The organism is Bradyrhizobium sp. Ken64 (assembly GCF_055807555.1).
The window spans coordinates 203,257-226,637 of sequence record NZ_JBVVPA010000001.1 but is presented as its reverse complement, the minus strand read 5'-3'; the positions used below and the strand labels follow the sequence as shown (position 1 = coordinate 226,637).

General features: G+C 65.4%; 20 protein-coding genes. 2 read left to right on the top strand and 18 right to left on the bottom strand.

Features of this window, described 5'->3' with window-relative positions; all coding sequences use genetic code 11:
• Positions 1-88 precede the first annotated feature (88 nt).
• The 8 genes from mutL to AC0L2F_RS01105 all read right to left on the bottom strand — a co-directional run bounded on the left by mutL (position 89) and on the right by AC0L2F_RS01105 (position 11,274).
• Positions 89-1,900, bottom strand: coding sequence for a DNA mismatch repair endonuclease MutL (gene mutL, locus AC0L2F_RS01140; RefSeq protein WP_473247207.1), 1,812 nt, complete (start codon positions 1,898-1,900; stop codon positions 89-91).
• Between the two features lie 112 nt (positions 1,901-2,012).
• Positions 2,013-2,435 carry an alternative ribosome rescue aminoacyl-tRNA hydrolase ArfB gene (gene arfB / locus AC0L2F_RS01135; protein WP_473247206.1) on the bottom strand — a complete coding sequence of 141 codons (423 nt, stop codon included), beginning with the start codon at positions 2,433-2,435 and terminating at the stop codon, positions 2,013-2,015.
• A gap of 216 nt (positions 2,436-2,651) precedes the next feature.
• Complete coding sequence (locus tag AC0L2F_RS01130) at positions 2,652-4,019, bottom strand: M16 family metallopeptidase (RefSeq protein ID WP_473247205.1); 1,368 nt, start codon at positions 4,017-4,019, stop codon at positions 2,652-2,654.
• Positions 4,016-5,407 carry a M16 family metallopeptidase gene (locus AC0L2F_RS01125; RefSeq protein ID WP_473247204.1) on the bottom strand — a complete coding sequence of 464 codons (1,392 nt, stop codon included), beginning with the start codon at positions 5,405-5,407 and terminating at the stop codon, positions 4,016-4,018. The genes AC0L2F_RS01130 and AC0L2F_RS01125 overlap by 4 nt, the downstream gene beginning before the upstream one ends.
• A 193-nt stretch (positions 5,408-5,600) precedes the next feature.
• Positions 5,601-6,335, bottom strand: coding sequence for a hypothetical protein (locus tag AC0L2F_RS01120; protein ID WP_473247454.1), 735 nt, complete (start codon positions 6,333-6,335; stop codon positions 5,601-5,603).
• A gap of 97 nt (positions 6,336-6,432) precedes the next feature.
• The gene (gene lspA, locus AC0L2F_RS01115; protein ID WP_007614911.1) at positions 6,433-6,927 is read right to left on the bottom strand and encodes a signal peptidase II; all 495 of its coding nucleotides are present in this window, start codon (positions 6,925-6,927) and stop codon (positions 6,433-6,435) included.
• A gap of 164 nt (positions 6,928-7,091) precedes the next feature.
• Positions 7,092-10,100: an isoleucine--tRNA ligase gene (gene ileS, locus AC0L2F_RS01110; protein WP_473247203.1), complete on the bottom strand. Its 3,009-nt coding sequence runs from the start codon at positions 10,098-10,100 to the stop codon at positions 7,092-7,094.
• A gap of 202 nt (positions 10,101-10,302) precedes the next feature.
• The gene (locus AC0L2F_RS01105; protein WP_473247202.1) at positions 10,303-11,274 is read right to left on the bottom strand and encodes a bifunctional riboflavin kinase/FAD synthetase; all 972 of its coding nucleotides are present in this window, start codon (positions 11,272-11,274) and stop codon (positions 10,303-10,305) included.
• A gap of 228 nt (positions 11,275-11,502) precedes the next feature.
• Here AC0L2F_RS01105 and AC0L2F_RS01100 point away from each other — a divergent pair, with 228 nt between their 5' ends.
• Positions 11,503-11,898: a response regulator gene (locus AC0L2F_RS01100; RefSeq protein ID WP_007596883.1), complete on the top strand. Its 396-nt coding sequence runs from the start codon at positions 11,503-11,505 to the stop codon at positions 11,896-11,898.
• A 121-nt stretch (positions 11,899-12,019) separates the two neighbouring features.
• Here the strand turns inward: AC0L2F_RS01100 and AC0L2F_RS01095 are convergent, their stop codons facing one another.
• From AC0L2F_RS01095 to AC0L2F_RS01085, 3 genes are all read right to left on the bottom strand, one after another.
• Positions 12,020-12,874, bottom strand: coding sequence for a TIGR01459 family HAD-type hydrolase (locus tag AC0L2F_RS01095; protein ID WP_473247201.1), 855 nt, complete (start codon positions 12,872-12,874; stop codon positions 12,020-12,022).
• Between the two features lie 15 nt (positions 12,875-12,889).
• A complete protein-coding gene (locus AC0L2F_RS01090; RefSeq protein WP_473247200.1) occupies positions 12,890-14,365 on the bottom strand; it encodes an EAL domain-containing protein in 1,476 nt (491 codons plus the stop codon).
• A 141-nt stretch (positions 14,366-14,506) separates the two neighbouring features.
• Positions 14,507-16,069, bottom strand: coding sequence for a winged helix-turn-helix domain-containing tetratricopeptide repeat protein (locus AC0L2F_RS01085; protein ID WP_473247199.1), 1,563 nt, complete (start codon positions 16,067-16,069; stop codon positions 14,507-14,509).
• 120 nt (positions 16,070-16,189) lie between these two features.
• On the opposite strand from AC0L2F_RS01085, the gene AC0L2F_RS01080 reads away from it, so the two are divergent.
• Positions 16,190-17,029 (top strand): class I SAM-dependent methyltransferase, encoded by an 840-nt coding sequence (locus tag AC0L2F_RS01080; protein WP_473247198.1) that lies wholly within the window; start codon positions 16,190-16,192, stop codon positions 17,027-17,029.
• A 45-nt stretch (positions 17,030-17,074) separates the two neighbouring features.
• Here the strand turns inward: AC0L2F_RS01080 and AC0L2F_RS01075 are convergent, their stop codons facing one another.
• The 7 genes from AC0L2F_RS01075 to uvrC form a co-directional block, all read right to left on the bottom strand.
• On the bottom strand, positions 17,075-18,205 hold the full coding sequence (locus tag AC0L2F_RS01075; RefSeq protein WP_007614890.1) for a YihY/virulence factor BrkB family protein: 1,131 nt from the start codon (positions 18,203-18,205) through the stop codon (positions 17,075-17,077).
• Complete coding sequence (locus tag AC0L2F_RS01070) at positions 18,206-18,805, bottom strand: phage holin family protein (protein WP_473247197.1); 600 nt, start codon at positions 18,803-18,805, stop codon at positions 18,206-18,208. It lies immediately after the preceding gene.
• A 90-nt stretch (positions 18,806-18,895) separates the two neighbouring features.
• Entirely contained in the window at positions 18,896-19,855 is a 960-nt protein-coding gene (prmB, locus tag AC0L2F_RS01065) for a 50S ribosomal protein L3 N(5)-glutamine methyltransferase (protein WP_473247196.1), read from the bottom strand.
• Complete coding sequence (locus AC0L2F_RS01060) at positions 19,855-20,331, bottom strand: molybdenum cofactor biosynthesis protein MoaE (protein ID WP_473247195.1); 477 nt, start codon at positions 20,329-20,331, stop codon at positions 19,855-19,857. The genes prmB and AC0L2F_RS01060 overlap by 1 nt, the downstream gene beginning before the upstream one ends.
• Positions 20,332-20,334: 3 nt before the next feature.
• Complete coding sequence (moaD, locus tag AC0L2F_RS01055; RefSeq protein ID WP_007614873.1) at positions 20,335-20,586, bottom strand: molybdopterin converting factor subunit 1; 252 nt, start codon at positions 20,584-20,586, stop codon at positions 20,335-20,337.
• Complete coding sequence (gene pgsA / locus AC0L2F_RS01050; RefSeq protein WP_007596859.1) at positions 20,583-21,200, bottom strand: CDP-diacylglycerol--glycerol-3-phosphate 3-phosphatidyltransferase; 618 nt, start codon at positions 21,198-21,200, stop codon at positions 20,583-20,585. Before pgsA ends, moaD begins: the two co-directional genes overlap by 4 nt.
• 97 nt (positions 21,201-21,297) lie before the next feature.
• Positions 21,298-23,367 (bottom strand): excinuclease ABC subunit UvrC, encoded by a 2,070-nt coding sequence (gene uvrC, locus AC0L2F_RS01045; RefSeq protein WP_473247194.1) that lies wholly within the window; start codon positions 23,365-23,367, stop codon positions 21,298-21,300.
• Positions 23,368-23,381: the final 14 nt, after the last annotated feature.

Below are 23,381 nucleotides of genomic sequence, written 5' to 3'. Positions count from 1 at the left end.
CAAAGCGAAGCGTGCCCACCAACTCTGTTGGGATCGTGGATAGATGGTGGGCACGTTGCTGCGCGCCTTTGCCCACCCTACGGCACTGTCACCTCCGCCCGAACAGCTTCTCCACGTCGCTCAGCTTCAGCTCGACATAGGTCGGGCGGCCGTGATTGCACTGGCCGGAGTTCGGCGTGTCCTCCATCTCGCGGAGCAGGGCGTTCATCTCCTCCGGCCGCAGCCTGCGGCCGGCGCGCACCGAGCCATGGCAGGCCATGGTGGCGGCGACGTGCATCAGGCGGCGCTCCAGAGGCAGCGCCTCGTCCCACTCTGTCATGTGCTCGGACAGATCGCGCAAGAGCCCGCCTGCGTTGGTCTTGCCGAGCAGCGACGGCGTCTCGCGCACCGCGACCGCGCCGGGGCCGAAGGACTCGATCGCAAGGCCAAACGACGCCAGCTCCTCGCTGCGCTCGAGCAGGCGCTCCACCGTGGCCTCGTCCATCTCGATGATCTCGGGGATCAGCAGGATCTGCCGCTGCACGCCGTTGGCCGACAGCGAAGCCTTCAGCCGCTCGTAGACGATGCGTTCATGCGCGGCATGCTGGTCGACGATGATCAAGCCGTCGCGGGTCTGCGAGACGATATAGGTCTCGTGGATCTGGGTGCGGGCCGCGCCGAGCGGACGGTCGACCAGGTCGCTGACGGGCTGGCTCTCGATCCGCACGTCCGCACTGGGCGCGCCGACGTCGAACGCGGACTGTGCGCGCTCGGCGAAGGCGGGCGCAGCGGAGCCTTCGAATGATGGCATCGGCGCCACCGGGGCGGATGGCGACGCCCGCCAGTCCCAGCTTGCCGGGCGCGGCGTGAATGCGGGGCGGAACGACGACAGCGCGCTTTCGCCGCTGTTGGCGGCGGTGCGCCGGCCCTCCCGCGCAAGCCCTTCCTTCAATCCGTGCACGATCAGCGCGCGTACGAGGCCGGCGTTGCGAAACCGCACCTCGGTCTTGGCCGGATGCACGTTGGCGTCGACCTCGCGCGGATCGAGCGTGACGAACAGCGCCAGCACCGGATGACGGTCGCGCGGCAGATAGTCGGCATAGGCCCCGCGCACCGCCCCTAAGATCAGCTTGTCGCGCACCGGGCGGCCGTTGACGAAGAGATATTGCCCGAGAGCGTTGGCCTTGGTTAGCGCCGGCGCTGCGGCATAGCCGGCGACCACCACGCCCTCGCGCTCGGCGTGGACCTCGATGGCATGGCTGCGGAACTCTGCCCCCAGGATGTCGCCGAGACGCGTGAGGCGACCGGCGACGCCGGGCAGTGCCGCAGCCCAGGTCACCGGCGCGCGCTCTTCGCCCGCCAGCGTGAAGGCGATTTCGGGTCGCGCCATTGCCAGGCGCCGCACCACCTCACGGATCGCTTCTGCCTCGGTCCGGTCGGTCTTCAAGAACTTCAGCCGCGCCGGCGTCGCGTAGAAGAGGTCGTTGACCTCGACCCGCGTGCCGTGCGCGAGCGCGGCCGGCATGATCTCGGACTTCTCGCCGCCCTCGACATTGAGCGCCCAGGCGTGCGGCTCGCTGGCATGCCGCGTGGTGATGGAGAGTCGCGCCACGGAGCCGATCGAGGGCAGCGCCTCGCCGCGGAATCCAAGCGTTCGGATCTGCAGCAAGTCCTCATCATCGAGCTTGGAGGTGGCGTGACGCTCGACCGCCAGTGACAGGTCCCTGGCGGTCATGCCGCCGCCGTCGTCGGTGATGCCGATCCGCCGACGCCCGCCGCCATCGGTAAAGACGTCGATCCGGCTTGCGCCGGCATCGATGGCGTTCTCGACCAGTTCCTTGACCACGCTCGCGGGACGTTCGACCACCTCGCCGGCGGCGATGCGGTTGACGACCTGTTCTGGCAATTGGCGGACGGGCATGAAGGAACTCAAGGCGGTGTTCAGGCGCCCAATCTAGCCGCTCAAGCCGCCAAATGCATGGGCCAGGTCCGGACTACCCACATGACAGACCGCGCCCACCGAGCGGGCTCTCTCAGTCGTCGATGCCACGGCCGCCGCCCCGTTTGGATTTGATGTCGCTGCGGCGCTTCTTGCCCTCGAGCCGGCGTTGCTTGGAGCCAAAGGTCGGCTTTGTCGCGCGCCGCGGCTTGGGCCGGATCATGGCTTCGCTAAGCATCTCCGTAAGCCGGTCGATGGCGTCCTGGCGGTTGCGCTCCTGGGTGCGGAAGCGTTGGGCCTGGATCACGATCACGCCGTCCTTGGTCATGCGTTGCCCTGCGAGCCGGGCGAGGCGCAACGCGGCATCCTCTGGCAGCGTCAGCTTGCGGGTGTCGAAGCGCAATTGCGCAGAGGTCGCGACCTTGTTGACGTTCTGCCCGCCCGGGCCGGAGGCGCGGACAAAGCCGATCTCGATGTCGTCCTCGTCGATGACGAGATCGCGGGATATCCGCAGCATGGTGGCACCAGGAAAAGGATTCGCGCGCGCAACATATCTGCTTTGAGCGAAATTTGCCGCGCTCTATCCGTTCCCTCCCCCCTTGTGGGGGAGGGGCAGGGAGGGGGGTAGCCACCGGCGAGAGCAGAGTTCGTGGCTACCCCTCTCGCCAACCCTCCCCCACAAGGGGGGAGGGAGCGCAGCCGTGCCCTGTGCGAGAATGGTCGCTACGGCCAGTCAGTTCGACTTCGTCACCGGTGCGGCTGCCGGTTGCGCCGCGGCCTGCGGAGCGCGGCCGACGACGACGGTCAGGAGCCCCTGGCCCCAGAGGCGCCTTGCGGCCGCCTTGGCGTCGTCCATGGTGACTGCATCGACGACGGCGTTGCGCTTCTCGATATAATCGATCGGCAGCTTGTCCTGTTGATATTGCAGCAGCGCCTGCGCGAGCTTCGAGGAGGTGTCGAGCGCCAGCATCTGCGAGCCCTTGAGGTAGGACTTGGCCTCGTCGAGCTCCTTCTGCGTCGGGCCTTCTTCGGCGATCCGGCGCACTTCCTTGTCGATGGCGTCGATGGTGTCGCCTGCGCGGTCGGCGCGGGTGCCGGTATTGCCGATGAAGACCGCCGAATGCTCCATCCAGAGCAGCGATTCGAACACAGAATAGGCCAGCCCGCGCTTCTCGCGCACCTCGCGATAGAGCCGCGAGGACAACCCGCCGCCGCCGAGGATGTGGTTGACGACATAGGCTGCCATGAAGTTCGGATCGCTGCGCTTCACCCCGGGGCCGCCGAAGGTGATCACGGTCTGGGGCACGTCGAGCGTCACGAAGGCGCGTTGCGGCGGCTTGGCGGCCTCGACGTCGGGGACCGGCACGAGGTTGGCCTTGGCGGGCAGGCTGCCAAACGTGTGGTCGAGCAGCTTGCCGAGCGTATCGGGATCCACGTCGCCAACCACCGCGATCTTGAGCGTGTCCTTGGCGAGCACGCGGCCAACATAATCCTTCATATCGGCAACCGTGATGGTCGGAACGCTGTCGAGGTTGCCGTTGGACTGCCGACCGTAGGGATGACCGCCGAAGGCAACCTCGAGGAATTTGCGGCTCGCCAGCGAGGTCGGGTTGGTGGTCTCGCGGCGCAGGGCCGAGATTACCTGCGAGCGAATGCGTTCGACGTCGGCAGTTTCGAAATGCGGCGAGGTCAGCGCGCTTCGCAGCAGGTCGAAGGCCTCGTCCTTGTTGTCGCGCAGCATGCGCAGGCTGCCGCGGAAAGTGTCGCGGGTTGCGCTGAAAGAGAGCTCGATGGCGCGGCGATCGAGTCGCTCATGGAAGGTCTTGGAATCGAGATCGCCGGAGCCTTCGTCGAGGAGATCGCCGACCAGATTGGCGACGCCCGACTTGTCCTTGGGATCCTGGGCCGAGCCGCCGGCAAAGGAATATTCCATGGCGATCAACGGAACGGTCGCATCCTGCACGAACCAGGCCTCGATGCCACCCGGCGAGGTCAAGTGCTGGATCTTTGCAGCCGCCTGCGACGGCGAAACGGTAGCGAGCGCGAGTGCTGCGCCGGTGGCAAAGGAGAATGCAACGCGTCGAAGGAAGGGATGGGTCACGAACGCTTCTCCTCGCGCTTGGCGGCGCCGGTGTCCTTGATCAGATAGCCCGTCACCGAGCGCTTTTTCTCGAGCCATTTCTGCGCGACGGTGCGGACCTGCTCGGCGGTGACGGCGCGGATGCGATCTGGCCAGCTCCGGATGTCCTCGATCGACAGGCCCGTGGTCAATGCACCGCCATACCAGCGTGCCAGCACCGCCTGGTTGTCCTGGGCGTAGATCGCCTCGGCGATGAGCTGGGTCTTGACCCGCTCGAGATCCTCGGCACGGATCGGATTCTGCGCGATGTCGGCAATGACGCCGTCGATCACCTGCTCGACCTCGGCGAAGCTGACGCCGGATTTGGGGGAAGCCGAGATCGCGAACTGGGTCGGGTCTAGCGAGATGCTCGAATAGCTGGCGCTGGCGGAGACCGCGAGCGGCTTGTCGACCACGAGCGCGCGGTAGAGATAGGAATTGCTGCCGCTGCCCATCAGCTGCGCCAGCACGTCGAGGGCCGCGCTTTCGCCGGCCGCAGCCGTGGTCGCCGAGGGCACCAGGTAATAGCGTCGCAAGCCGGGTTGCTCGACGCGCGGATCGGCCAGGGTCACGGTGCGCGGCGCCGCGGGCTCCGGCTCCTGCGGGCGGACGCGGCGCGCCGGGATTGCGGGCTGGGCCGGGATGGAGCCGAAATTGCGGTCGACCAGCGGGCGGATGTCGGCGGGCTCGACGTCGCCGGCGATCACCAGGGTCGCGTTGTTCGGCGCATAGAAGCGGCGGTAGAAGGCGAGCGCATCCTCGCGATCGAGCTTCTCGATCTCCTGATGCCAGCCGATCACCGGCCGGCCGTAGGGATGATTGAGATAGAGCGCCGCCATGATCTGCTCGTTCAGCCGCGCGTCCGGATTGTTGGCGACGCGCATGTTGTATTCTTCGAGCACGACGTCACGCTCGGGCAGCACGTTCTCGTCCTTGAGGATCAGGCCGGTCATCCGGTCGGCCTCGAACTCCATCATCTTCGGCAGCTGCTCTTTCGGTACCCGCTGGTAATAGTTGGTGTAGTCCACCGAGGTCGAGGCGTTCTCGTTGCCGCCGACGCGGAGCACGGTCTGGGAGAATTCGCCGACCGGATGCTTCGATGTGCCCTTGAACATCAGATGCTCGAGGAAGTGCGCGAGCCCGGACTTGCCCGGCGTCTCGTCCGCCGAGCCGACCTTGTACCAGATCATCTCCGTGACAACGGGCGTGCGATGGTCGGGGATCACCACGACCTGGAGACCGTTGCTGAGCGTGAAACTGGCGGGCGGCGCAGACGTGACGGTCGTCTGGGCGAGTGCGCTGCCGACGTCGAGGGCAGATGTCGAGAGCAGCGCGGCGAAGAGGCAGGCAACCGATCGGTGTGAGGACATCACGATCCTTGTGAAAGCCCGGACTCCGATGTCCGGGCGTGAAAACACGGCATGCTACACCGCGCGACTTTGAGCTTCGGGTCACGAAGCAGAGAACGCGGTCAAGTTGTACTTAAAAATAGGTCATCTGCCGCGTCCGGCCTACACCGTACGATTGCGGCGGGTCTACGCCTGGTTGCGACGGGCAAGGAGCCTATTGCTCCCTTTCCTTACCCGACCTGACGTCGAAATAGGTCCGCCGCGACTTATCCTCGCCGGTACCATAGGCATAGCTCGACGAAGGCGTCTGATATCCCGGCGGCGGCTCGGTCAGAGACTGACGCGGCGGCTCGGACGTAAATGGCTTGTTCTCGCTCTTGTTGTTCGAAAACATGTTCCACAGACCGCCGGTATAACCGAGCTCGGCCGGGCTCATCGTCGGGTGGTTGACATCGCCGCCCGGCGCGACCGGATCCCTGCTGGTCTTTTCGGCGGCGGCCGTCTTGCTGGCGCTCAACTCGGCGGGCGACAGCGGCTGGGCGTTTTTCCAGTACTCCTCTGCCCCGTTGCGGCCGCCCTTTTTCCGCTGAGCGATGGCCTCCTTGCGGCGCCTCACGTCCGGATCCTTCGGCCAGTTCGGTGCGTTGGCGGCGTCGGCGCTGGCGGGCGGCGGCAAATCGAGCTTCGGCGGCACCACCAGCGGCGACCGCTCGCGGTACTCGATGCCCTTCTTTTCCATGCCCTTGGCGCCAATACCGGACATCAGATTGTCGATGAGCTTCTCTTCGAAGGTCATGTCGTCGTCATCGTCGCCGTTGTCACCGGCGCGGGCGGCGCCAGCCGACATGACGAGACCGATGCCGAGCGCGACAGCGGACAATTTCAACGCCCGCCAGAACCCCTGCCGGGGGTCTCCAACCATCGAACTGCTGGTCTTCGAGCTGCGCATCACTGTACCTGTTCCAAATTGTGGCAGTTTGCCGCTCTCGCGCGGCATAATCCCTCGCAAAAGCAAGGTTCCGCCTGCCGGTCCGTATCGGCCGGGATCAGGGCGCTTTTGCGGCGGGTACCCCCAGGAAGGAATCATACAATAGCGCCGCCACGCCAGCAACGATGGCCACGTCCGCGAGGTTGAACACGTACCAATTATAGGTCTTTCCGCCGATCTCGATGTGGAACAGGGCGAAATCGACCACCGCGCCATAGGCCAGGCGGTCGATACCATTGCCGATCGCGCCGCCGATGATCAGGCCGAGCGCGATGGTTGCCAGCAGGGTGTGCGAGCGGGCCATCCAGATCGCCAGCGCGACCACGGCGAGGACCTTGACCGCCATCAGCGCCATTTGCGCGGCCTGACCGTCGTTCTGGAGCCAGCCGAAGCTGATGCCGATGTTCCAGGCCAGCACCAGGTCGAAGAACGGGGTCACGGTCACCGCGCCGCGACGGGCGAGGTCGAACATGTTCAGCAGCCAGAGCTTTGAGGCCTGGTCGGCCACGAGCGTGACCACGGCCGTGAGGATGCCGGCGCGAAGCGGGGTCATAGGCGGGTGATCTCTGTCGCCACCACAAGCACCGCCGTCGTCCCGGCGAACGCCGGGACCCATACTCCGAGGCGATCATGGTTTGAAAGACTCGTGGTCATCAGCCTTCGCTGCAATCGGCGGTGGTGGTTATGGGTCCCGGCCTTCGCCGGGACGACGCAGAGTTAAACGCTGACCCCCAGCGCTTTCCATTCGCGCAGCGCCTTGGCGTCGCGCGGGGTGACGTCGGGGTATTCGGGGTCTTCACCCACCGTCGGCGAAATCTTCCAGGAACGGGCGCATTTGGTGCCGACCGCCTTTTCCACCATAACCGCCACGCCTGGAACCGCATCGAGACGGAAGGCGGAAGCCGGCGCCTCGCCCTCGCGCACCTCGTAGTTCGAGGTGATACAGATCTCGGCGAGGTCGGTGTCGAACAGGGTTGCAAGCATGTCGCGGTCGGCGACATAGATGACCGGCGATGCCTCCAGCGACGAGCCGATGTTCTTGGCGGCGCGTTCGAGCTCCAGCGCACCGGTGACGACGCGGCGGACGTTGCGGATCGCTTCCCACTTCGCGGCGAGCTTGTCGTCGCGCAAGCTTTCGAGGTCGTCGGGAAACTGCGTCAGGTGAACCGAGGGCTCGGCGTTGGGCCTGTACATGCGCCAGGCTTCCTCCGCGGTGAAGCTGAGGATCGGCGCCAGCCATTTCAGGATCGAGCTGCACAACAGATCGATCGTGGTCAGCGCTGCCTTGCGCGTCGGCGAGGACGGCGGATCGCAATACAGCGTGTCCTTGCGGATGTCGAAATAGAACGCGGAGAGCTCACTGTTCAGGAACGCGGACAAGGTTGCGACCACGGTCTTGTAGTCGAACTCCTGATAGGCCTTGCGGACGACGGCAGCACGGACCGCGAGTTCGTGCAGCATCAGCCGTTCGAGCTCGGGCATGTCGGCGGGCGCGACTGCGTCGGCCGGCCTGTAGTGATCCAGCGTTCCCAGCATCCAGCGCACGGTGTTGCGCAGCTTGCGATAGGTCTCGATGGTGTTCTTCAGGATCTCCGGGCCGATGCGCTGGTCGTCGGCATAGTCGGTGGCGCAGACCCACAGGCGCAGGATATCCGCGCCCGAATCCTTGATCACCTTCTGCGGCTCGACGGTGTTGCCGATCGACTTCGACATCTTGCGGCCGTTCTCGTCGAGCGTGAAGCCGTGGGTGAGCACGATGTCGTAGGGCGCGCGGCCGCGCGTGCCCGCGCTTTCCAGCAGCGAGGAATGAAACCAGCCGCGATGCTGGTCGCTGCCTTCCAGATACATCACGGTGTCGTCGCCGCCATCGACCTTGCGGACGATATTGCCGAGCTGCGGGAAGTTCTGGCGATCCTCGAGCACGAAGGCATGTGTGGAGCCGGAATCGAACCAGACGTCGCAGATGTCGTCGATCTTCTTCCAGTCTTCCTTCGCGCGCGATCCAAGGAAGCGCTCGCGGGCGCCTTCCATGTACCAGGCGTCGGCGCCTTCCTCCATGAAGGCCTCGGTGATGCGCTGATTGACGATCTCGTCCTGCAGGATCTCGGCCGAGCCGTCGCTCTTCTCGCGCACGAACACGGCGATCGGAACGCCCCAGGCGCGCTGGCGCGAGATCACCCAGTCCGGACGGTTGGCGATCATGCCGTTGATGCGGTTCTCACCCGACGGCGGCACCCATTGCGTGACCGAGATCGCATGCAGCGCGCGGGCCCGCAGTGTATCGCCCTTCTTGGCGTGGCCATCTTCGCTGATGTCCTTGTCCATCGCGATGAACCATTGCGGCGTGTTGCGGAAGATCACCGGCTTCTTCGAGCGCCATGAATGCGGATATTGGTGCTTGAGGCGGCCGCGCGCGAGCAGCTTGCCGGCCTCGACCAGCGCCTTGATCACGGCCTCATTGGCATCGCCCTTCTCGCCCTTGTCGTTGAGCACGCGCTTGCCGGTGAAGCCGGGGGCCTGCCCGGTATAGGCGCCGTTCTCATCGACAGTGTAGGGGATAGCGGTCGAGATGCCGCGCTCATCGAGCTCGCGGGTGTTGGCCATCCAGACGTCGAAGTCCTCGCGGCCGTGGCTCGGCGCGGTGTGCACGAAGCCGGTGCCGGTATCGTCGGTGACATGCTCGCCGGCGAGCAGCGGCACGATGAATTCGTAGCCGCCATCGAGGCCGCGCAAGGGATGGGCGCACTCCACGGCGTCCAAGGTGTCGCCGGGAATGTCGCGCAGCTTCTCATAGGCCGTGACGCGCGCCTGCTTGAATACCTCTGCGGCGAGCGCATCGGCCAGGATCAGGAGATCGCCGGTCTTCGCCCAATTGTCTGCGGCCGCATCCGTCACCTTGTAGAGGCCGTAGGCGATCTTCGGCGAGAACGAGATCGCGCGGTTGCCGGGCAGTGTCCAGGGCGTGGTGGTCCAGATCACGACCGAAGCATTGGCGAGCGCACCATGTGCCGGGGACGTGACGGGAAACTTCACCCACACCATGTCGGAGGTGTAGTCCTCGTACTCGACCTCGGCCTCTGCAAGCGCGGTCTTCTCGACCACGCTCCACATCACCGGCTTGGAGCCGCGATACAGCGTGCCGTTGGCGGCGAATTTCATCAGCTCGCGGGCGATCTGCGCTTCGGCGGGATAGCTCATCGTCTGATAGGGATGATCCCAGTCGCCGATGATGCCGAGCCGCTTGAACTCCTCGCGCTGCACGTTGATCCAGTGTGTCGCATAGGCGCGGCATTCCTTGCGGAATGCCACCATCGCGGCGGAGTCGCGGAAGTCGGGCTTCTGCTTGCCCTTGGAGCGGTAGTTCTCCTCCTCGATCTTCCATTCGATCGGCAGGCCGTGGCAGTCCCAGCCGGGCACATAGTTGGAGTCGAAGCCGAGCATCTGCTGGCTCTTGGTCACGACGTCCTTGAGGATCTTGTTCAGCGCGTGCCCGATATGGATGTTGCCGTTGGCGTAGGGCGGGCCGTCATGCAGCACGAATTTGGCGCGGCCCTGGGCTTCCTGGCGCAGCTTGTCGTAAAGGCCGATGTCGTTCCAGTATTTCAGCAGCTCCGGCTCGCGCTGCGGCAGGCCGGCGCGCATCGGGAATTCGGTTTGCGGCAGGAACAGGGTTTTCGAATAGTCTTTGGCTTCGGATTTTTGGGACTTTTGTGGCTTGTCGGACATGAGGCTGACTGGCTCGGAAGGGCGCGGGAACGGATGGCGATGCGGAATCGCGGGTGAAACGACAACATCCCGGTCTTGCGCCGAGCCGAAGGCTCAGGCGGAAGCCGGGCCGCTAATCCCTATGATGCGCCGCGCAAACATGGGCTCTCCATAGCAGGGGGCCAAGGGAAGCGCAAAAGGTTCGGCGGGCCCGTTTTCGGCCTCAGTCGATCGTCCCAAGCCTCGGAAACGCGTCCGGGGCGGCGGCGAGCATGGCGCGGGCACGGGCGGAATCGTCATCCATCTGGCGGATCAGGGCCTCCAGGCTGTCGAATTTCAGCTCCTCGCGGATGAAGCCGATAAAGGCGCAGTCGAGCGTCTGTCCGTAAAGATCGCCCTTGAAGTCGAACAGGAAGATTTCCAGCAGCGGCGCACCATTATCAAACGTCGGGCGGCGGCCGAAGCTTGCCACCCCGTCCAGCCGCTCCGCGCCGCGGCCGACCCGCACCGCATAGATGCCGTGCTTGAGGCCACAATTGGCATCGAGGCGGATATTGGCGGTGGGATAACCGAGGTCCCGGCCGCGCTTCTCGCCGTGGATGACCTCGCCGGTGATGAACCAGGGCGCGCCGAGCATGGCCGTGGCCTCGTCGAGTTGGCCTTCGGCCAGCGCGATCCGGATCGCGCTGGACGAAACCGGCCGCTCGTCGATATCGACATGCGGCTGCACGTCGACCTCGATGCCGAGCCGGGGCGCCTCGTTGACGAGGAGGCTCGGCGAGCCGACCCGACCCTTGCCGAAATGGAAGTCGTAGCCGACGGCGATTCCGCCGATGCCCAGGCGCCCGATCAGGTCGTGGTGAATGAAGTCTTGCGCGCTGGTCCCGGCGCGGGACTTGTCGAAGGTCATGACCACGGCGCCGTCAAGTCCGGTGCCGGCCAGAAGCCGCAGCTTGGCACGCTCGTCCGTCAGGCGGAATTGCGGGGTGTTGGGGCTGAAAAACCGGCGCGGATGCGGCTCGAAGGTCAATGCCAGCGCAGGGCGGCCATGTCTCCGGCCCATTTCCAGGGCTGCGGCGATCACGGCGCGATGGCCGAGATGAACGCCGTCGAAATTGCCCATGGCGACCACGGCCCCCCTTGCAATGGCGGAGTCCGGCGTGGTGTCGCGGATAACGGTAAAATGCGGAGCCATCAGGGGAATCTCGAGCCGGCGGGACCGGCCGGGACCGTGGCGCGACGGGCCGGATGAAGTCAAGCGGGAGGGGGCGGCCGCATCGAAAGCGATATCAGTCCACCGGGGGCGTTCCCAGTTAACGCGCTGTTTAACGCCTTGGTGCTAGTCCTTGGGCATGGAACCGCGGGGCTCCGGCCCGGCTGGTCCGATCGTAATATTTCCTGGTTTGCGTTTGGGGGAGTCGAGATGGCGGTTGATTTGTCGATGTCGGTTCTGGTGGTTGACGACTACAGCACCATGATCCGTATCATCAGGAACCTCCTGAAGCAGCTTGGCTTCGAGAATATCGATGATGCAAGCGACGGTTCGGCAGCGCTGAACAAGATGCGCGGCAAGAAGTACGGGCTCGTGATTTCCGACTGGAACATGGAGCCGATGACGGGTTACGACCTGCTGCGCGAAGTGCGCGCGGATCCGAACCTCGCCACCACGCCCTTCATCATGATCACGGCCGAATCAAAGACCGAGAACGTGATCGCGGCCAAGAAGGCCGGCGTGAACAACTACATCGTCAAGCCGTTCAACGCGGCGACGCTGAAGACCAAGATCGAGGCGGTCTTCCCGGACATGGCGAGCGCGTAAGGCGCGATCGAAGCCATCGATTGAATTCGGAAGGCCCGGGCGATTGTCCCGGGCTTTCTGCGTCGGGTTCGTCGTTCCGGAATCGACGCCCCATATCAAGCGGGAACGACGATCAGCCTCGCTACCACTTCAGTTCGCGCATCAGCGCCTTCGGCGGATGGCCGAACAATTCCAGCACGGAAGCCGGGTCGAGCTGGTCGAGACCCTCGAACTCCTCGGCATGGATGCCGCGGGTCACGAACAGGCAATCGATGCCGAACGCGCGCGCGCCGGTGAGGTCGGTCCGGACGGAATCGCCGATCGCGAGCACCTTTTTGCGGTCGATCTGGTGGCCCTGGCGTTCGCCGGCGAGCGCCATCGCGCGCTCGTAGATCGGCCGGTGCGGCTTGCCGTAGAAGATCACCTGGCCGCCGAGCTCGCGATAGAGCTCCGCGATCGCGCCGGCGCAATAGATCAGCCGGTCGCCGCGTTCCACCACGATGTCGGGGTTGGCACAAACCAGCGTCAGCTTGCGCTCGCGCGCCTTCAGCATCATGCCGCGATAGTCTTCCGCCGTCTCGGTCTCGTCGTCATAGAGGCCGGTGCAGACGATGTAATCCGCCTCCTCCAGCGGCGCGGTCACCGCATCGAGGCCGCGATAGATCGAGTTGTCGCGCTCGGGGCCGAGCCAGAACATCTTGCGGCCGGGATGGTCGGCGACATAGAGCCGCGTCAGGTCGCCTGAAGACACGATCGCGTCATAGGTCTCGTCGGCGACGCCGAGCTTGCGCAATTGCCGCTGCACGGAGTCGGCCGGGCGCGGCGCGTTGGTGATCAGGATGACCGTACCGCCGTGGCTGCGGTAGGTGTGCAGCGCCTCGCAGGCTTCGGGGAAGGATTCGAGACCGTTATGGACCACGCCCCAGATGTCGCTGAGCACGACGTCCACGCCAGCCACGAGTTCACGCAGGCTTTCGGCGAAATGCAGCGTGGTCATGATGCGTGCGGCCGATCAGATGCGGCGCGCGAGCGCGGCGTTGCCGGTGACGCGCTGTGGCGCAGACGCAGCCGACGTTGCGCTTGAGCTCGGTGTGCCGGAGCCATTGGATCCCTGAGTGTCCTGTGCCTGGTTCGGCGCGGCGGTAGCAGATGACCCCTCCGGCCGCAATGGCCGGGGCGGCGCGAACAGGAACCCTTGGCCGAACCGCACGTCATAGTCGAGCAGGTCGATCACGGCTCGCTCGCCCTCGATCCGCTCGGCGATCAGATCGATGCCGAAGCGGCCGAGCAGGTCGGAGAGGTCGGACGGGTGGATGTCCGAGGCCGAAGCCTGCCTGGGGTCGAGCAGGAGCGAGGCCGGCACCTTGATGAAGCGCACGCCGCGATCGGCGAGCTCGCGCGGTTCGATACGCAAATCGGTGACATGGTCGATCGAGAAACGGAAGCCGCGCTGGGCGAGCGCGGCGAGATTCTCGGTCTCGGCCGGGCCGAGATTGCGGAAGGTCGATTGCTTGAATTCCAGCACCAGCGAGGGCGCCAGCGCCCGATTGGCTTCGAGGAAATCGAGGTATTGCGCGAAGGTCGTGGAATTGCCGAGCGTGGAAGCCGCGACGTTGCAGAACACGCCGACCTCCTTGTTGCGTACCATCAGGCGTCGCAGCACCTGCACGCAGCGCAGCATCACCATGTTGTCGATGCGCCCGATCAGGCCGGAGGCCTCCGCAATGCTGATGAACTCCTCGGCCGCCACCAGCTGGTCGCGCTCGTCGCGCAGGCGCGTCACCGCCTCGTAGAAGCGGACCTTGCGCTGCGGCAGCGTCACCATCGGCTGGAGGAAGATGTCGATGCGGTTCTCGTCGATCGCGTTGCGGAGCGTCGCCAGCAATTGGGTCTGGTTGCGGCCGTTGGCGGCCTGAACCGGATTGGCGGTCTGGGTCGGGATTGCCGGCGCTGCCGGCCGTGGCGGCGGCGCGGGCGCCGGGGGAGGGGTGGCCGGCCGCTCCTCCTCGAATGAAGCCATCAGGTCGAGCGGCGCGTCCGGCTCCAGCCTCGCGACCGGAGCGGGGGCCGTCGCCGGCGCGTTGCCGGCCATCAGATCCTCATGGGCCGACACGGTGGAGGCGAGCTGCCTGACCAATCCGCCGAGCTCGTTGATCTCGCCGACCACCGACTGGATGCGGTCTGAGTTGGCCGAATTGGAGGAGGCGATGCGTGCTTCGATCGTGGCAAGCCGGCGGCCGAACTCGGCGACCTGGCGGGCGAGGTCGGCGGTGCCGCGCGAAAGATCGGCGATCTGGCCGCCGACATCGCTGCGGTCGCGCAGTCGCATCGACACTGCGTTGTAGAGGATCAGGAAGGTCAGCGCGGTCAGCGCCACGATCGCGGATTCGGTTCCGCTGATGCCGGCGACCGCGTAGAGCACGAGCCCAAGCGAGGCGGCGAGCAGAACCATGCAGATGGCGATGAAGATCGTCGAAATACGAATCATGCCGCGCGTTACGCCTCAAGAGCTGACTGCCTGACCGGGAAAACACGGGTGGCGTCTCGAACCCGTCACGCCGCATGCTCCCCCAAGCGGCATGAGATTAACATCATTGTTGATTCGAGGGGATAGCGGCTCTCTTGCGGCTCAAGTCAGGCCGGCCCGGCGAAAACCTTCCAGATAGCGCTCGCAGTCGGGGTTGAGCTTGATCGGCATGAACTCTGCGATCCAGGCGAGCGAGACGTTCGGCTGGGCGCGGCGGAGTTCCTTCAGCGCCGCACGGGCAATCTCGCCGTGACCCGCCATGCCGGCGGCCGCAGTCAGCACCCGGTGCGCGCCGACGAAGTCGCTACGCTGGCGCAAAGCCTCCTGGGCGAGCCGGATGGCCTCCTCGTCGTCGCCGCCAAGAAAACGGGCATAGGCGGCGATGCCGAAATAGACGGGAGCATAGGGGTCGCGCGGACTGAGACGGATGGCGCGGCGCGCGGCCTCGTCGGCATCCTGCCAGCGCCCGCAATAGCTCAGCGCCAGGCCATAATAGCCCTGCGCCAGCGCAAAGTTTGGATTGAGCCGCAGCGCGGTCTCGAATTCGGCAAGCGAATCGTCGAATCGCCGCGCGAACAGATCGACATGGCCGAGCGCATTATGGGCCCAGGCATCCTCGTTATCGGCGCGAATCGCGGCCCGCGCCGCACGCTCGGCGGCCGGCATTGCCGTGGTCATATCCATCCAGCCCATATGCGCCGTGAACATGTAGCTGGTGCCGAGCAGTCCGAGCGCCTTGCCGTAGTTGGGGTCAAGTGCGATGGCCTTTTCGAGCAGGGCCTGTGCGACCAGGTGGTCCTGCCGTGTCACGCGCCAATAGTGGGAGAGCGCGCGCATCAGCAGATCCCAGGCATCCATGCTCTCGGGCGCCTTGCGCTGGGCGCGAAAATTTTCCGCAGCGTAGAGCTGCGGCTCGATCGCGGCGACGATGTGTTCGGTGATCTCGTCCTGCACGGCGAAGACATCGGCGAGCTTGCGGTCATAGCGTTCGGCCCAGAGATGGCTGCCGGTGGCGGTGTCGTTGAGCTGCGCGGTGATGCGGACGCGGTCGCCCTCCTTGCGAACGCTGCCCTCCACGACATAACGCACGCCGAGCTCCTCGGCGACCTGCCGCAGGTGAACGGTGCGGCCCTTGTAGATGAACGAGGAGTTGCGTGCGATGACGAAGAACCATCGCAGCTTCGACAGCGCCGTGATGATGTCCTCGCTGATGCCATCGGAAAAATAATCCTGCTCGGCCTCGCCGCTCATATTGGTGAAGGGCAGGACGGCGATCGCGGGGCGGTCGGGCAGCGGCAAGCCCGCCGGTGTCGGCGCAGCCGGCTTGATCGCACCAGCCGGGTTTGTCGCCCCGGTGAGCTCAGTCACCTCGCCGACGAACCGCACGCCCTTGCGCGCAATGGTGCGGATCAACCGCTGCTGCTCGCCACTGTCGTCGACCGCGCGCCGCGCAGCGTTGATCCGGCTGGTCAGTGTCGATTCCGAGACGACGCGGCCGTTCCAAATCGCATCGAGCAGATTGTCCCGCGTCACCACGCGCTCGCGGTTGCGGACCAGATAGAGCAGAAGGTCGAACACCTGGGGCTCAAGGGAGACGAGCGCACCCGACCGCCGCAACTCGCGGCGCTCGGAATCGAGCATGAAATCCTCAAATTGGTACGCCACGCTGCGCCCCGGTCCACACTCGGAAATCAAGGTGTTCTCAGCCTAAAATAATGCCGGTCTCAAGGCCAGAAGGCCACTTGCGCCCTATCGTCCCGGCGTTTTCAACCGCAGGAGATTGCCATGTCGACATCCGCCGCCCTCAAGCCGACCGCCGTCCAACCCGATCTTGCTGCCATCAAGCAGCGTCAGCATGTTGCGTGGTCGTCCGGCGACTATGCCATCGTCGGCACCACCTTGCAGATCGTCGGCGAGCAGCTCTGTGAAGCCTTGGATTTGCGTGCCGGCAGCAAGGTGCTGGACGTCGCCGCCGGCAATGGCAATGCGACGCTGGCCGCCGCACGACGCTGGTGCGACGTGACATCCACCGATTACGTGCCAGCGCTGCTCGAGCGTGGACAGGAGCGGGCGGCGGCGGACCATCTGACGGTCGAATTTCGCGAAGCGGACGCCGAAGCGCTCCCCTTTGCCGATGCGAGCTACGATGTCGTGCTCTCGACCTTCGGCGTGATGTTCACGCCCGACCAGGACCAGGCGGCCTCCGAGCTCGCGCGGGTCTGTAAATCCGGCGGCAAGATCGGCCTTGCCAACTGGACGCCGCAGGGCTTCATCGGCCAGCTGTTCAAGACGATCGGCAAGCACTTGCCGCCGCCGGCCGGTGTGAAGTCGCCGGCGCTGTGGGGCACGCAGGCTCGACTAGAGGAAATGTTCGGCGGCGCGGCCTCGGAGATCTCAGCCGAGCCGCGCATGTTCGTGTTCCGCTATCGCTCGCCCGACCACTGGCTCGACGTCTTCAAATCCTATTATGGCCCGATGCTGAAGGCCTTTGCTGCGCTCGACGAGACCGGCCAGGCCGCGCTGCGGCACGATCTCATGACCCTGCTCGGTGAGTTCAATCATGCCGATGACGGCACGGTGGTCGTGCACAGCGAATATCTGGAGGCGGTGATCACCAAGCGTTGATTGTGGTCGAGTCATGGTCAGGCCGGCTTCGGCCTGACCATCGCGTCAGGATGGCACTGCGGCGCCGACCGTGTCGGCCGAGACGGCCTGGCGGGTGCCAAGCGGCTTGGGCGCCCCCGTGGTCGTGTCGCGCAGGGTCTGCCGTTCGATCTCCGAATTCAGCTCGGCCCCGAACATGATGACGATCGCCGACATCCACATCCACATCATCAAGCCGATCGCTGCGCCGAGCGAACCGTAGGTCGCGTTGTAATTGGCGAATTCGGACAGATACCATGACAGCAGCGCCGAGCCGGCGATCCAGAGGATCGCAGCCGCCACCGCGCCGACGCTCAGCCATTGCCAGCGCGGGGCGTCGCGGCTGGGCGCGAAGCGGTAGAGGACGGCGAGCGCCGCAAGAAGAATGACGAACAGCACCGGCCATCGCGCCAGCGCCACGATCGTCTTGCTTTCGGGCGCCATGCCGAGGTGATTGAGCGCGAGCGGGAAGGCAACGACGGCGCCCACCATCAGCAGCAGGGCAACGATGCCACCGACCGTGAAAGCCAGTGAGACTGAGTTCAGCCGGATGAAGCTGCGCTTTTCACGCTCTTCATAGGCGACGTTGATGGCGTCGAAGATGGCCTTGACGCCGGCATTGGCGCTCCAGATCGCGAGGACGAGGCCAAACAGGAAAGTGAAACCAAGGGTCGCGCCGCCGTTCGACACGACCCGGGCGACCTGGTCCTCGACGATCTGGAATGCGCCTTCGGGCAGCATCATCGCGAGCGATTGCAGGTTGGAACTGATCGTCGAGGGGTCGGCGAACAGGCCATAGAACGAAACCAGAGCCGTGATCGCGGGAAAGATCGCGAGCAGCCCGAAAAAGACGACGCCGCCGGCGGTCGCGAGCAGGCGATCGTCGTCGATGCGCTGATAGGTGCGCCAGAAGACGTCCTTCCAGCCTGCCCAAGGGATCGCGAACGGGCTTTTCGCGCGGCGGCCGCGGCCGGGCTGCGAGGCGGCACCCGTCGGGCTCGTTTCCGGCGAATTCGCCTCGCCTTTGCGGTGGTCTTGCGGAGGTCCCGGCCGGACCATGCCGGAATCCTGGAAATACCGTTCCGCGGTGAGCACGAACACGGTCGTGGCTGCCACTAACAGCCAGCTGTCAAATTGTTCGGCGCGCCGCATAGGCATTCAGGTCTCCGCTCCGTGGCCGTGACGCCGCCGGCGCGCGGCCGTGAGCCCGACCAGCCCAACGGCCGCGAGCATCAGCCCGAGTTGCACGGGCCGGTTGGACCGAGCCGGCCACGTGCTGCCGCCATGTCCTGGTTGATGTCCTCGTTCGCCCGGCGCGAGCGGCGCCAGGGGAATTGTCGTGGCGACCTCTTTCACCGCCTGTTTCACCGTTCCGCGCGGGATGCGCGGGGTGGCGATCGCCACGCGCAGGCGGCTGGCGAGCGGCACGATCGGCCTGGTCTTGCGCTTCATCTGGGCCATAGCCACGCCGGCGCAGGAGGCGGCCAGGATCAGAAGCACGCCGCCAACGGCGCCGAACCCCCAGAATTGCCCGTAATGGATTGCAACCCAGCGGTAGAGCGCGATCAGGCCGACGAAGAAGGCTGCGACGACGAACAAGCCCGCAACCGCGAGAAGTCCGGCCGCAGTCGCGTACGACGTCATGCGCCCTGTGGCCTGATTGCTCCGGTCACGGGCATAGGATTGGGCGGCGCGCTTGAGATGGTTGAGCTTGAGCGCGACGCCGGCGCGCAGCAATTCGCCCGATGGCGCAAGCATGCGGTTATCCTCCGAGTGCGAGAAAATTCGTCGGGGGATGAACGTGGCGGTATTTGACTTGTTCCGAACGAGGTCGGCCGCCGCAATGGATCAGCCGAGATCGGCTGCCGCGATCCAGAACACTTCGCCCTCGGAGTCCTCGGTGTCGAGCCAGAGCAGCGGCAGTTCGGGAAAGGCCTCGTCGACCAATTCGCGGCCGCGGCCGATCTCGCAGATCAGCCCACCATCCGGCGTCAGGTGGCCGGGCGCGTCGCGCAGGATCCGGCGCACCACGTCGAGACCGTCGGCGCCGCCGTCAAAGGCGAGCTTCGGCTCGGCCCGGCACTCCGGCGGCAGCGCCGCCATGCCTTCGGCATCGACATAGGGCGGGTTGGTGATGATCAGGTCGTATTTGGCGGCACCGAGCGGGGCGAACAGGTCGCCGCGATGCAGGCTGATGCGGTCATCGAGCCCGTATTCGCCGACATTTCGTCTGGCGACGTCGATCGCGCCCTTCGAGATATCGACGGCGTCGATCGTGGCGTTCGGAAAATGATGCGCGGCCAGAATCGCGAGGCATCCCGATCCCGTGCAGAGATCGAGCACCCGCTCGACCGCGCTGGGGTCGTCGATCAGCGAGCCGGCTTCGCCGTCTCCGCCGAAATGCGATTCCAAGAGCTCACCGATGAAGGAGCGCGGAACGATGACGCGCTCGTCGACATAGAACGGCAGGCCGCGCATGTAGATCTTGTTGACGAGATACGCGGCCGGTCTGCGGGTGGTGACGCGCTGATGGATGAGATCGACAATGGTCCTGCCCTCGGCGGCCGTGACGCGCGCGTTGGCAAAAATCTCGAACTGCTCGGGATGCAGATGCAGGGCTTCACAGACCAGGAAGGCCGCTTCCGCGACCGGATCGGGCGTGCCATGGGCAAAGGCGAGCTTGGCCTCATTGAAGCGGCTGACCGCATAGCGGACGAAATCGATCAGCGTGAGAAGCTCGCCGCGGCCCACTTTCGCGAGCTTTGGCGCGGCGCGGCCGCGCACGGTCTTTTTGGACGTTGTTGCCATCAGGATCGGGTCCAGCGTGCGGCGGCTTCGTCGTCGCGGGTCTGGGCCTCGACCCAGCCGGTGCCGGTGGCGCTCTCTTCCTTCTTCCAGAACGGCGCGTTGGTCTTGAGATAATCCATCAGGAACTCGGCTGCCTGGAACGCTGCCTGGCGGTGCTGCGAGGCGGTCAGCACCAGCACGATGTTCTGGCCGGGCATAAAACGGCCGACGCGATGGATCACCGTGACGCCGTTGAGGGGCCAGCGCGAGGTGGCCTCATCGGCATGGCGCCTGATCTCTTCCTCGGCCATGCCCGGATAGTGCTCGAGCGAGAGCGCGGCGATCTTCGCGCTGTCCTCGTCGCCGCGGCAGATGCCCGAAAAGCTCACGACCGCACCGATGTCGGTGCGGTTCCCGGTCAGCACCGCGATCTCGCGCGCGATGTCGAAATCGTCTTGCTGGATACGGATGGTGACCGGGCAGGTGGTGACGGGCATGGCCTAGCCGCCGGTCATCGGCGGGAAGAACGCGATCTCGCGAGCGCCCGCGATCGCGGCGTCCGACTTGACGTGGGCATGGTCGATCGCGGCGCGGATCACCTTCGGCTTCTCGAATGCGTAGGCGTAGGCTTCGCTTTGGCCGGATAGCCAGGCGATCAGCTCTTCCACGGTGCGCACGGTCGCGGGCGGCTCGATGGTCTCCTCGGCCTTGCCGATGCGCTCGCGCACCCAGGCGAAGTACTTCACCTTCATCCCTCATCCTCCTTGATGAGGTGATGGATGCCGGCGCCGAAATAGTCGTAGCCGGTGTACATGGTGAGGATCGCCGAGGCCCAGAGCAGCGCCAGTCCGATCATCGAGACCATGGGCACGACCTCATCGCCGGCCGGACCAGCCAGCAGGAAGCCGATGGCGATGAGCTGAACCGTCGTCTTCCATTTCGCAAGCTTGGTCACGGGCACGCTGACGCGCAGCGCGGCAAGATATTCGCGCAGGCCCGAGACCAGGATCTCGCGGCACAGGATCACGATGGCGGCCCACAGCGACCAGCCGTGAATGATGCCGTCGGCGGCCAGCATCAGCAGGCACGAAGCGACCAGAAGCTTGTCGGCGATCGGATCGAGCATCCGGCCGAACGCCGATTGTTGATTCCAGATCCGCGCGTAATAGCCGTCGAGGTAGTCGGTGACCGCAGCCGCGATGAAAATGGCGACCGCGACCCAGCGCAGCCACAGCGGGCCGTCCATGATCGACTGTGCGTAGATGCACCCGACCACGACCGGGATCGCGGCGATCCGGCCGTAGGTCAGGATGTTCGGGAGGGACATCGCGCGGCTGGTCGTCCCTCGTGTCGTGGCGATGTTCATCCGTCCTACCAATACCGCTGCAGCGTGAAGGTCAACCGTTCCGCTCCCAAATGGGGTGCGGGATGCGACGACCATATGACCGCGGCCCCCCTTTATTTCACCCCGGCTGGGGATGGAAATACTCGAAAATCCTGCGAGCGCTCTCGGCGCTCACCCCCGGAACCTTGCCGAGATCGGTGATTGAAGCCCGTTCGATCTCCTTCAGGGTTCCAAAATGATGCAGCAAGGCACGTTTGCGTGACGGACCGATGCCCGGAATCTCCTGCAAGCCGGCCTCGCGGATGTCCTTCTTGCGCAGCTTGCGGTGTGAGCCGATGACGAAGCGGTGCGCCTCGTCCCGCAGCCGCTGGATGAAATAGAGCACGGGGTCGCGCGGCTCCAGCTTGATCGCCTCGCGCTCCGGCATGAACAGGGTCTCGCGGCCGGCATCCCGGTCCGGCCCCTTGGCCACCGACATCAGCGCCACCTGGGTCAGGCCGAGATTTGCAAAGATTTCCCGGACCGCGTTGAGCTGGCCGCGGCCGCCGTCGATGATCACGAGATCGGGCCATCGCGGGAAGTCGTCGTCCTTGGTTTTGGCAGCGCCCTCTTCGGGCGGATTGATCAGGCGCTTGAAGCGGCGCTCCAGCACCTCGCGCATCATCGCGAAGTCGTCGCCCGGCGTGATCCCTTCCGACTTGATGTTGAACTTGCGGTACTGGTTTTTCACAAAACCGTCCGGGCCGGCGACGATCATGGCGCCGACTGCGTTGGTGCCCTGGATGTGGCTGTTGTCGTAGACCTCGATCCGCTTCGGCGCATGCGGCAGGCTCAGGGTCGTTGCCATGGCGTCCAGCAGGCGGCTCTGCGTCGCGGTGTCCGCGAGCTTGCGGCCCAAGGCCTCGCGCGCGTTGGTGAGCGCGTGGGTGACGAGTTCCTTCTTCTCGCCGCGCTTCGGCGTGGACACCTCGACCTTGCGGCCGGCCTTGATCGACAGCGCGTTGGCGAGCAACTCGCTCTCCTCGATCTCGTGTGAGAGCAGGATGTTCCTCGGCGGCGGCTTGTCGTCATAGAACTGGGCGAGGAAGGAGCCGAGCACCTCTTCCGGCGTATACGTCTTCTCCGCGCGCGGGAAATAGGCGCGGTTGCCCCAGTTCTGCCCGGTGCGGAAGAAGAACACCTCGACGCATGAGAAGCCGCCCTCCTGGTGGATGGCGAACACGTCGGCTTCCTCCACCGTGCGCGGATTGATGCCCTGCTGCGACTGGATCGCGGAGAGCGCAGCGAGGCGGTCGCGGTAGAGCGCGGCGCTCTCGAATTCGAGCTCGCCGGAGGCCTTCTCCATCTCGCTAGCAAGCTCCTGTTTCACCGCATGGCTCCTGCCGGACAGGAAGTCGCTCGCCTCGCGCACCAGGGTCGTGTAGCCGGGGAAGTCGATCTCGCGGGTGCAGGGGCCGGCGCAACGGCGGATCTGGTAGAGCAGGCAGGGCCGCGAGCGGCTCTCGAAGAAGGAATCCGTGCAGGAGCGGATCAGGAACGCGCGCTGCAGGGCGGTGATGGTGCGGTTGACGGCGCCGGCCGAGGCGAACGGGCCGAAATAGCGACCGGGCCGCGTCTGCGCGCCGCGATGCTTCAGGATCTGCGGCGCCCAATGGTCGCCCGTGATCAGGATATAGGGAAACGACTTGTCGTCGCGCAGCTGCACATTGAAGCGCGGCCGAAGCTGCTTGATGAGGTTGGCTTCCAGCAGCAGCGCTTCGGTCTCGGTGTGGGTCGAGATGATTTCCACGGTCACCGTGGCGGCGATCATGCGCAGGATGCGCGCCGGTTGCGGCGCACTCTGGCGCGCATAGTTCGACAGGCGCTTTTTGACGTTCTTGGCCTTGCCGACATAGAGTACGTCGGCGTTCGCATTGAGCATGCGATAGACGCCGGGCGAGGTGGGGGCGAGGCGGACCGCGCGTTCGATCGCCTCGTGGCCGGTCGCCAGCGGCTCTTCGCCGACGGTGCCGCTCTCTTCCAGGATGTCCGGCAGCCGCGCATCATCCTCGTCGTCGCCGTTCGCGGTGGCGGGATCGAGGTCCGGCGGCGCCGCTTCAATTTCCTGGGGCGGGACGTCGGGCGCGTTGCCGCGCACGGGTTTGCGCGCGCGTGCGTCGTCCGGATTGTCGGGGGAATCGTGAACCATGGTGCGAATTTAGG

Coding starts and splice junctions, on each gene's coding strand:
- mutL (WP_473247207.1), bottom strand. CDS start 1,900: ATGCCCGTCCGCCAATTGCCAGAACAGGTCGTCAACCGCATCGCCGCC.
- arfB (WP_473247206.1), bottom strand. CDS start 2,435: ATGCTGCGGATATCCCGCGATCTCGTCATCGACGAGGACGACATCGAG.
- AC0L2F_RS01125 (WP_473247204.1), bottom strand. CDS start 5,407: ATGTCCTCACACCGATCGGTTGCCTGCCTCTTCGCCGCGCTGCTCTCG.
- AC0L2F_RS01120 (WP_473247454.1), bottom strand. CDS start 6,335: ATGCGCAGCTCGAAGACCAGCAGTTCGATGGTTGGAGACCCCCGGCAG.
- lspA (WP_007614911.1), bottom strand. CDS start 6,927: ATGACCCCGCTTCGCGCCGGCATCCTCACGGCCGTGGTCACGCTCGTG.
- ileS (WP_473247203.1), bottom strand. CDS start 10,100: ATGTCCGACAAGCCACAAAAGTCCCAAAAATCCGAAGCCAAAGACTAT.
- AC0L2F_RS01105 (WP_473247202.1), bottom strand. CDS start 11,274: ATGGCTCCGCATTTTACCGTTATCCGCGACACCACGCCGGACTCCGCC.
- AC0L2F_RS01100 (WP_007596883.1), top strand. CDS start 11,503: ATGGCGGTTGATTTGTCGATGTCGGTTCTGGTGGTTGACGACTACAGC.
- AC0L2F_RS01095 (WP_473247201.1), bottom strand. CDS start 12,874: ATGACCACGCTGCATTTCGCCGAAAGCCTGCGTGAACTCGTGGCTGGC.
- AC0L2F_RS01090 (WP_473247200.1), bottom strand. CDS start 14,365: ATGATTCGTATTTCGACGATCTTCATCGCCATCTGCATGGTTCTGCTC.
- AC0L2F_RS01080 (WP_473247198.1), top strand. CDS start 16,190: ATGTCGACATCCGCCGCCCTCAAGCCGACCGCCGTCCAACCCGATCTT.
- AC0L2F_RS01075 (WP_007614890.1), bottom strand. CDS start 18,205: ATGCCTATGCGGCGCGCCGAACAATTTGACAGCTGGCTGTTAGTGGCA.
- AC0L2F_RS01070 (WP_473247197.1), bottom strand. CDS start 18,805: ATGCTTGCGCCATCGGGCGAATTGCTGCGCGCCGGCGTCGCGCTCAAG.
- prmB (WP_473247196.1), bottom strand. CDS start 19,855: ATGGCAACAACGTCCAAAAAGACCGTGCGCGGCCGCGCCGCGCCAAAG.
- AC0L2F_RS01060 (WP_473247195.1), bottom strand. CDS start 20,331: ATGCCCGTCACCACCTGCCCGGTCACCATCCGTATCCAGCAAGACGAT.
- moaD (WP_007614873.1), bottom strand. CDS start 20,586: ATGAAGGTGAAGTACTTCGCCTGGGTGCGCGAGCGCATCGGCAAGGCC.
- pgsA (WP_007596859.1), bottom strand. CDS start 21,200: ATGAACATCGCCACGACACGAGGGACGACCAGCCGCGCGATGTCCCTC.
- uvrC (WP_473247194.1), bottom strand. CDS start 23,367: ATGGTTCACGATTCCCCCGACAATCCGGACGACGCACGCGCGCGCAAA.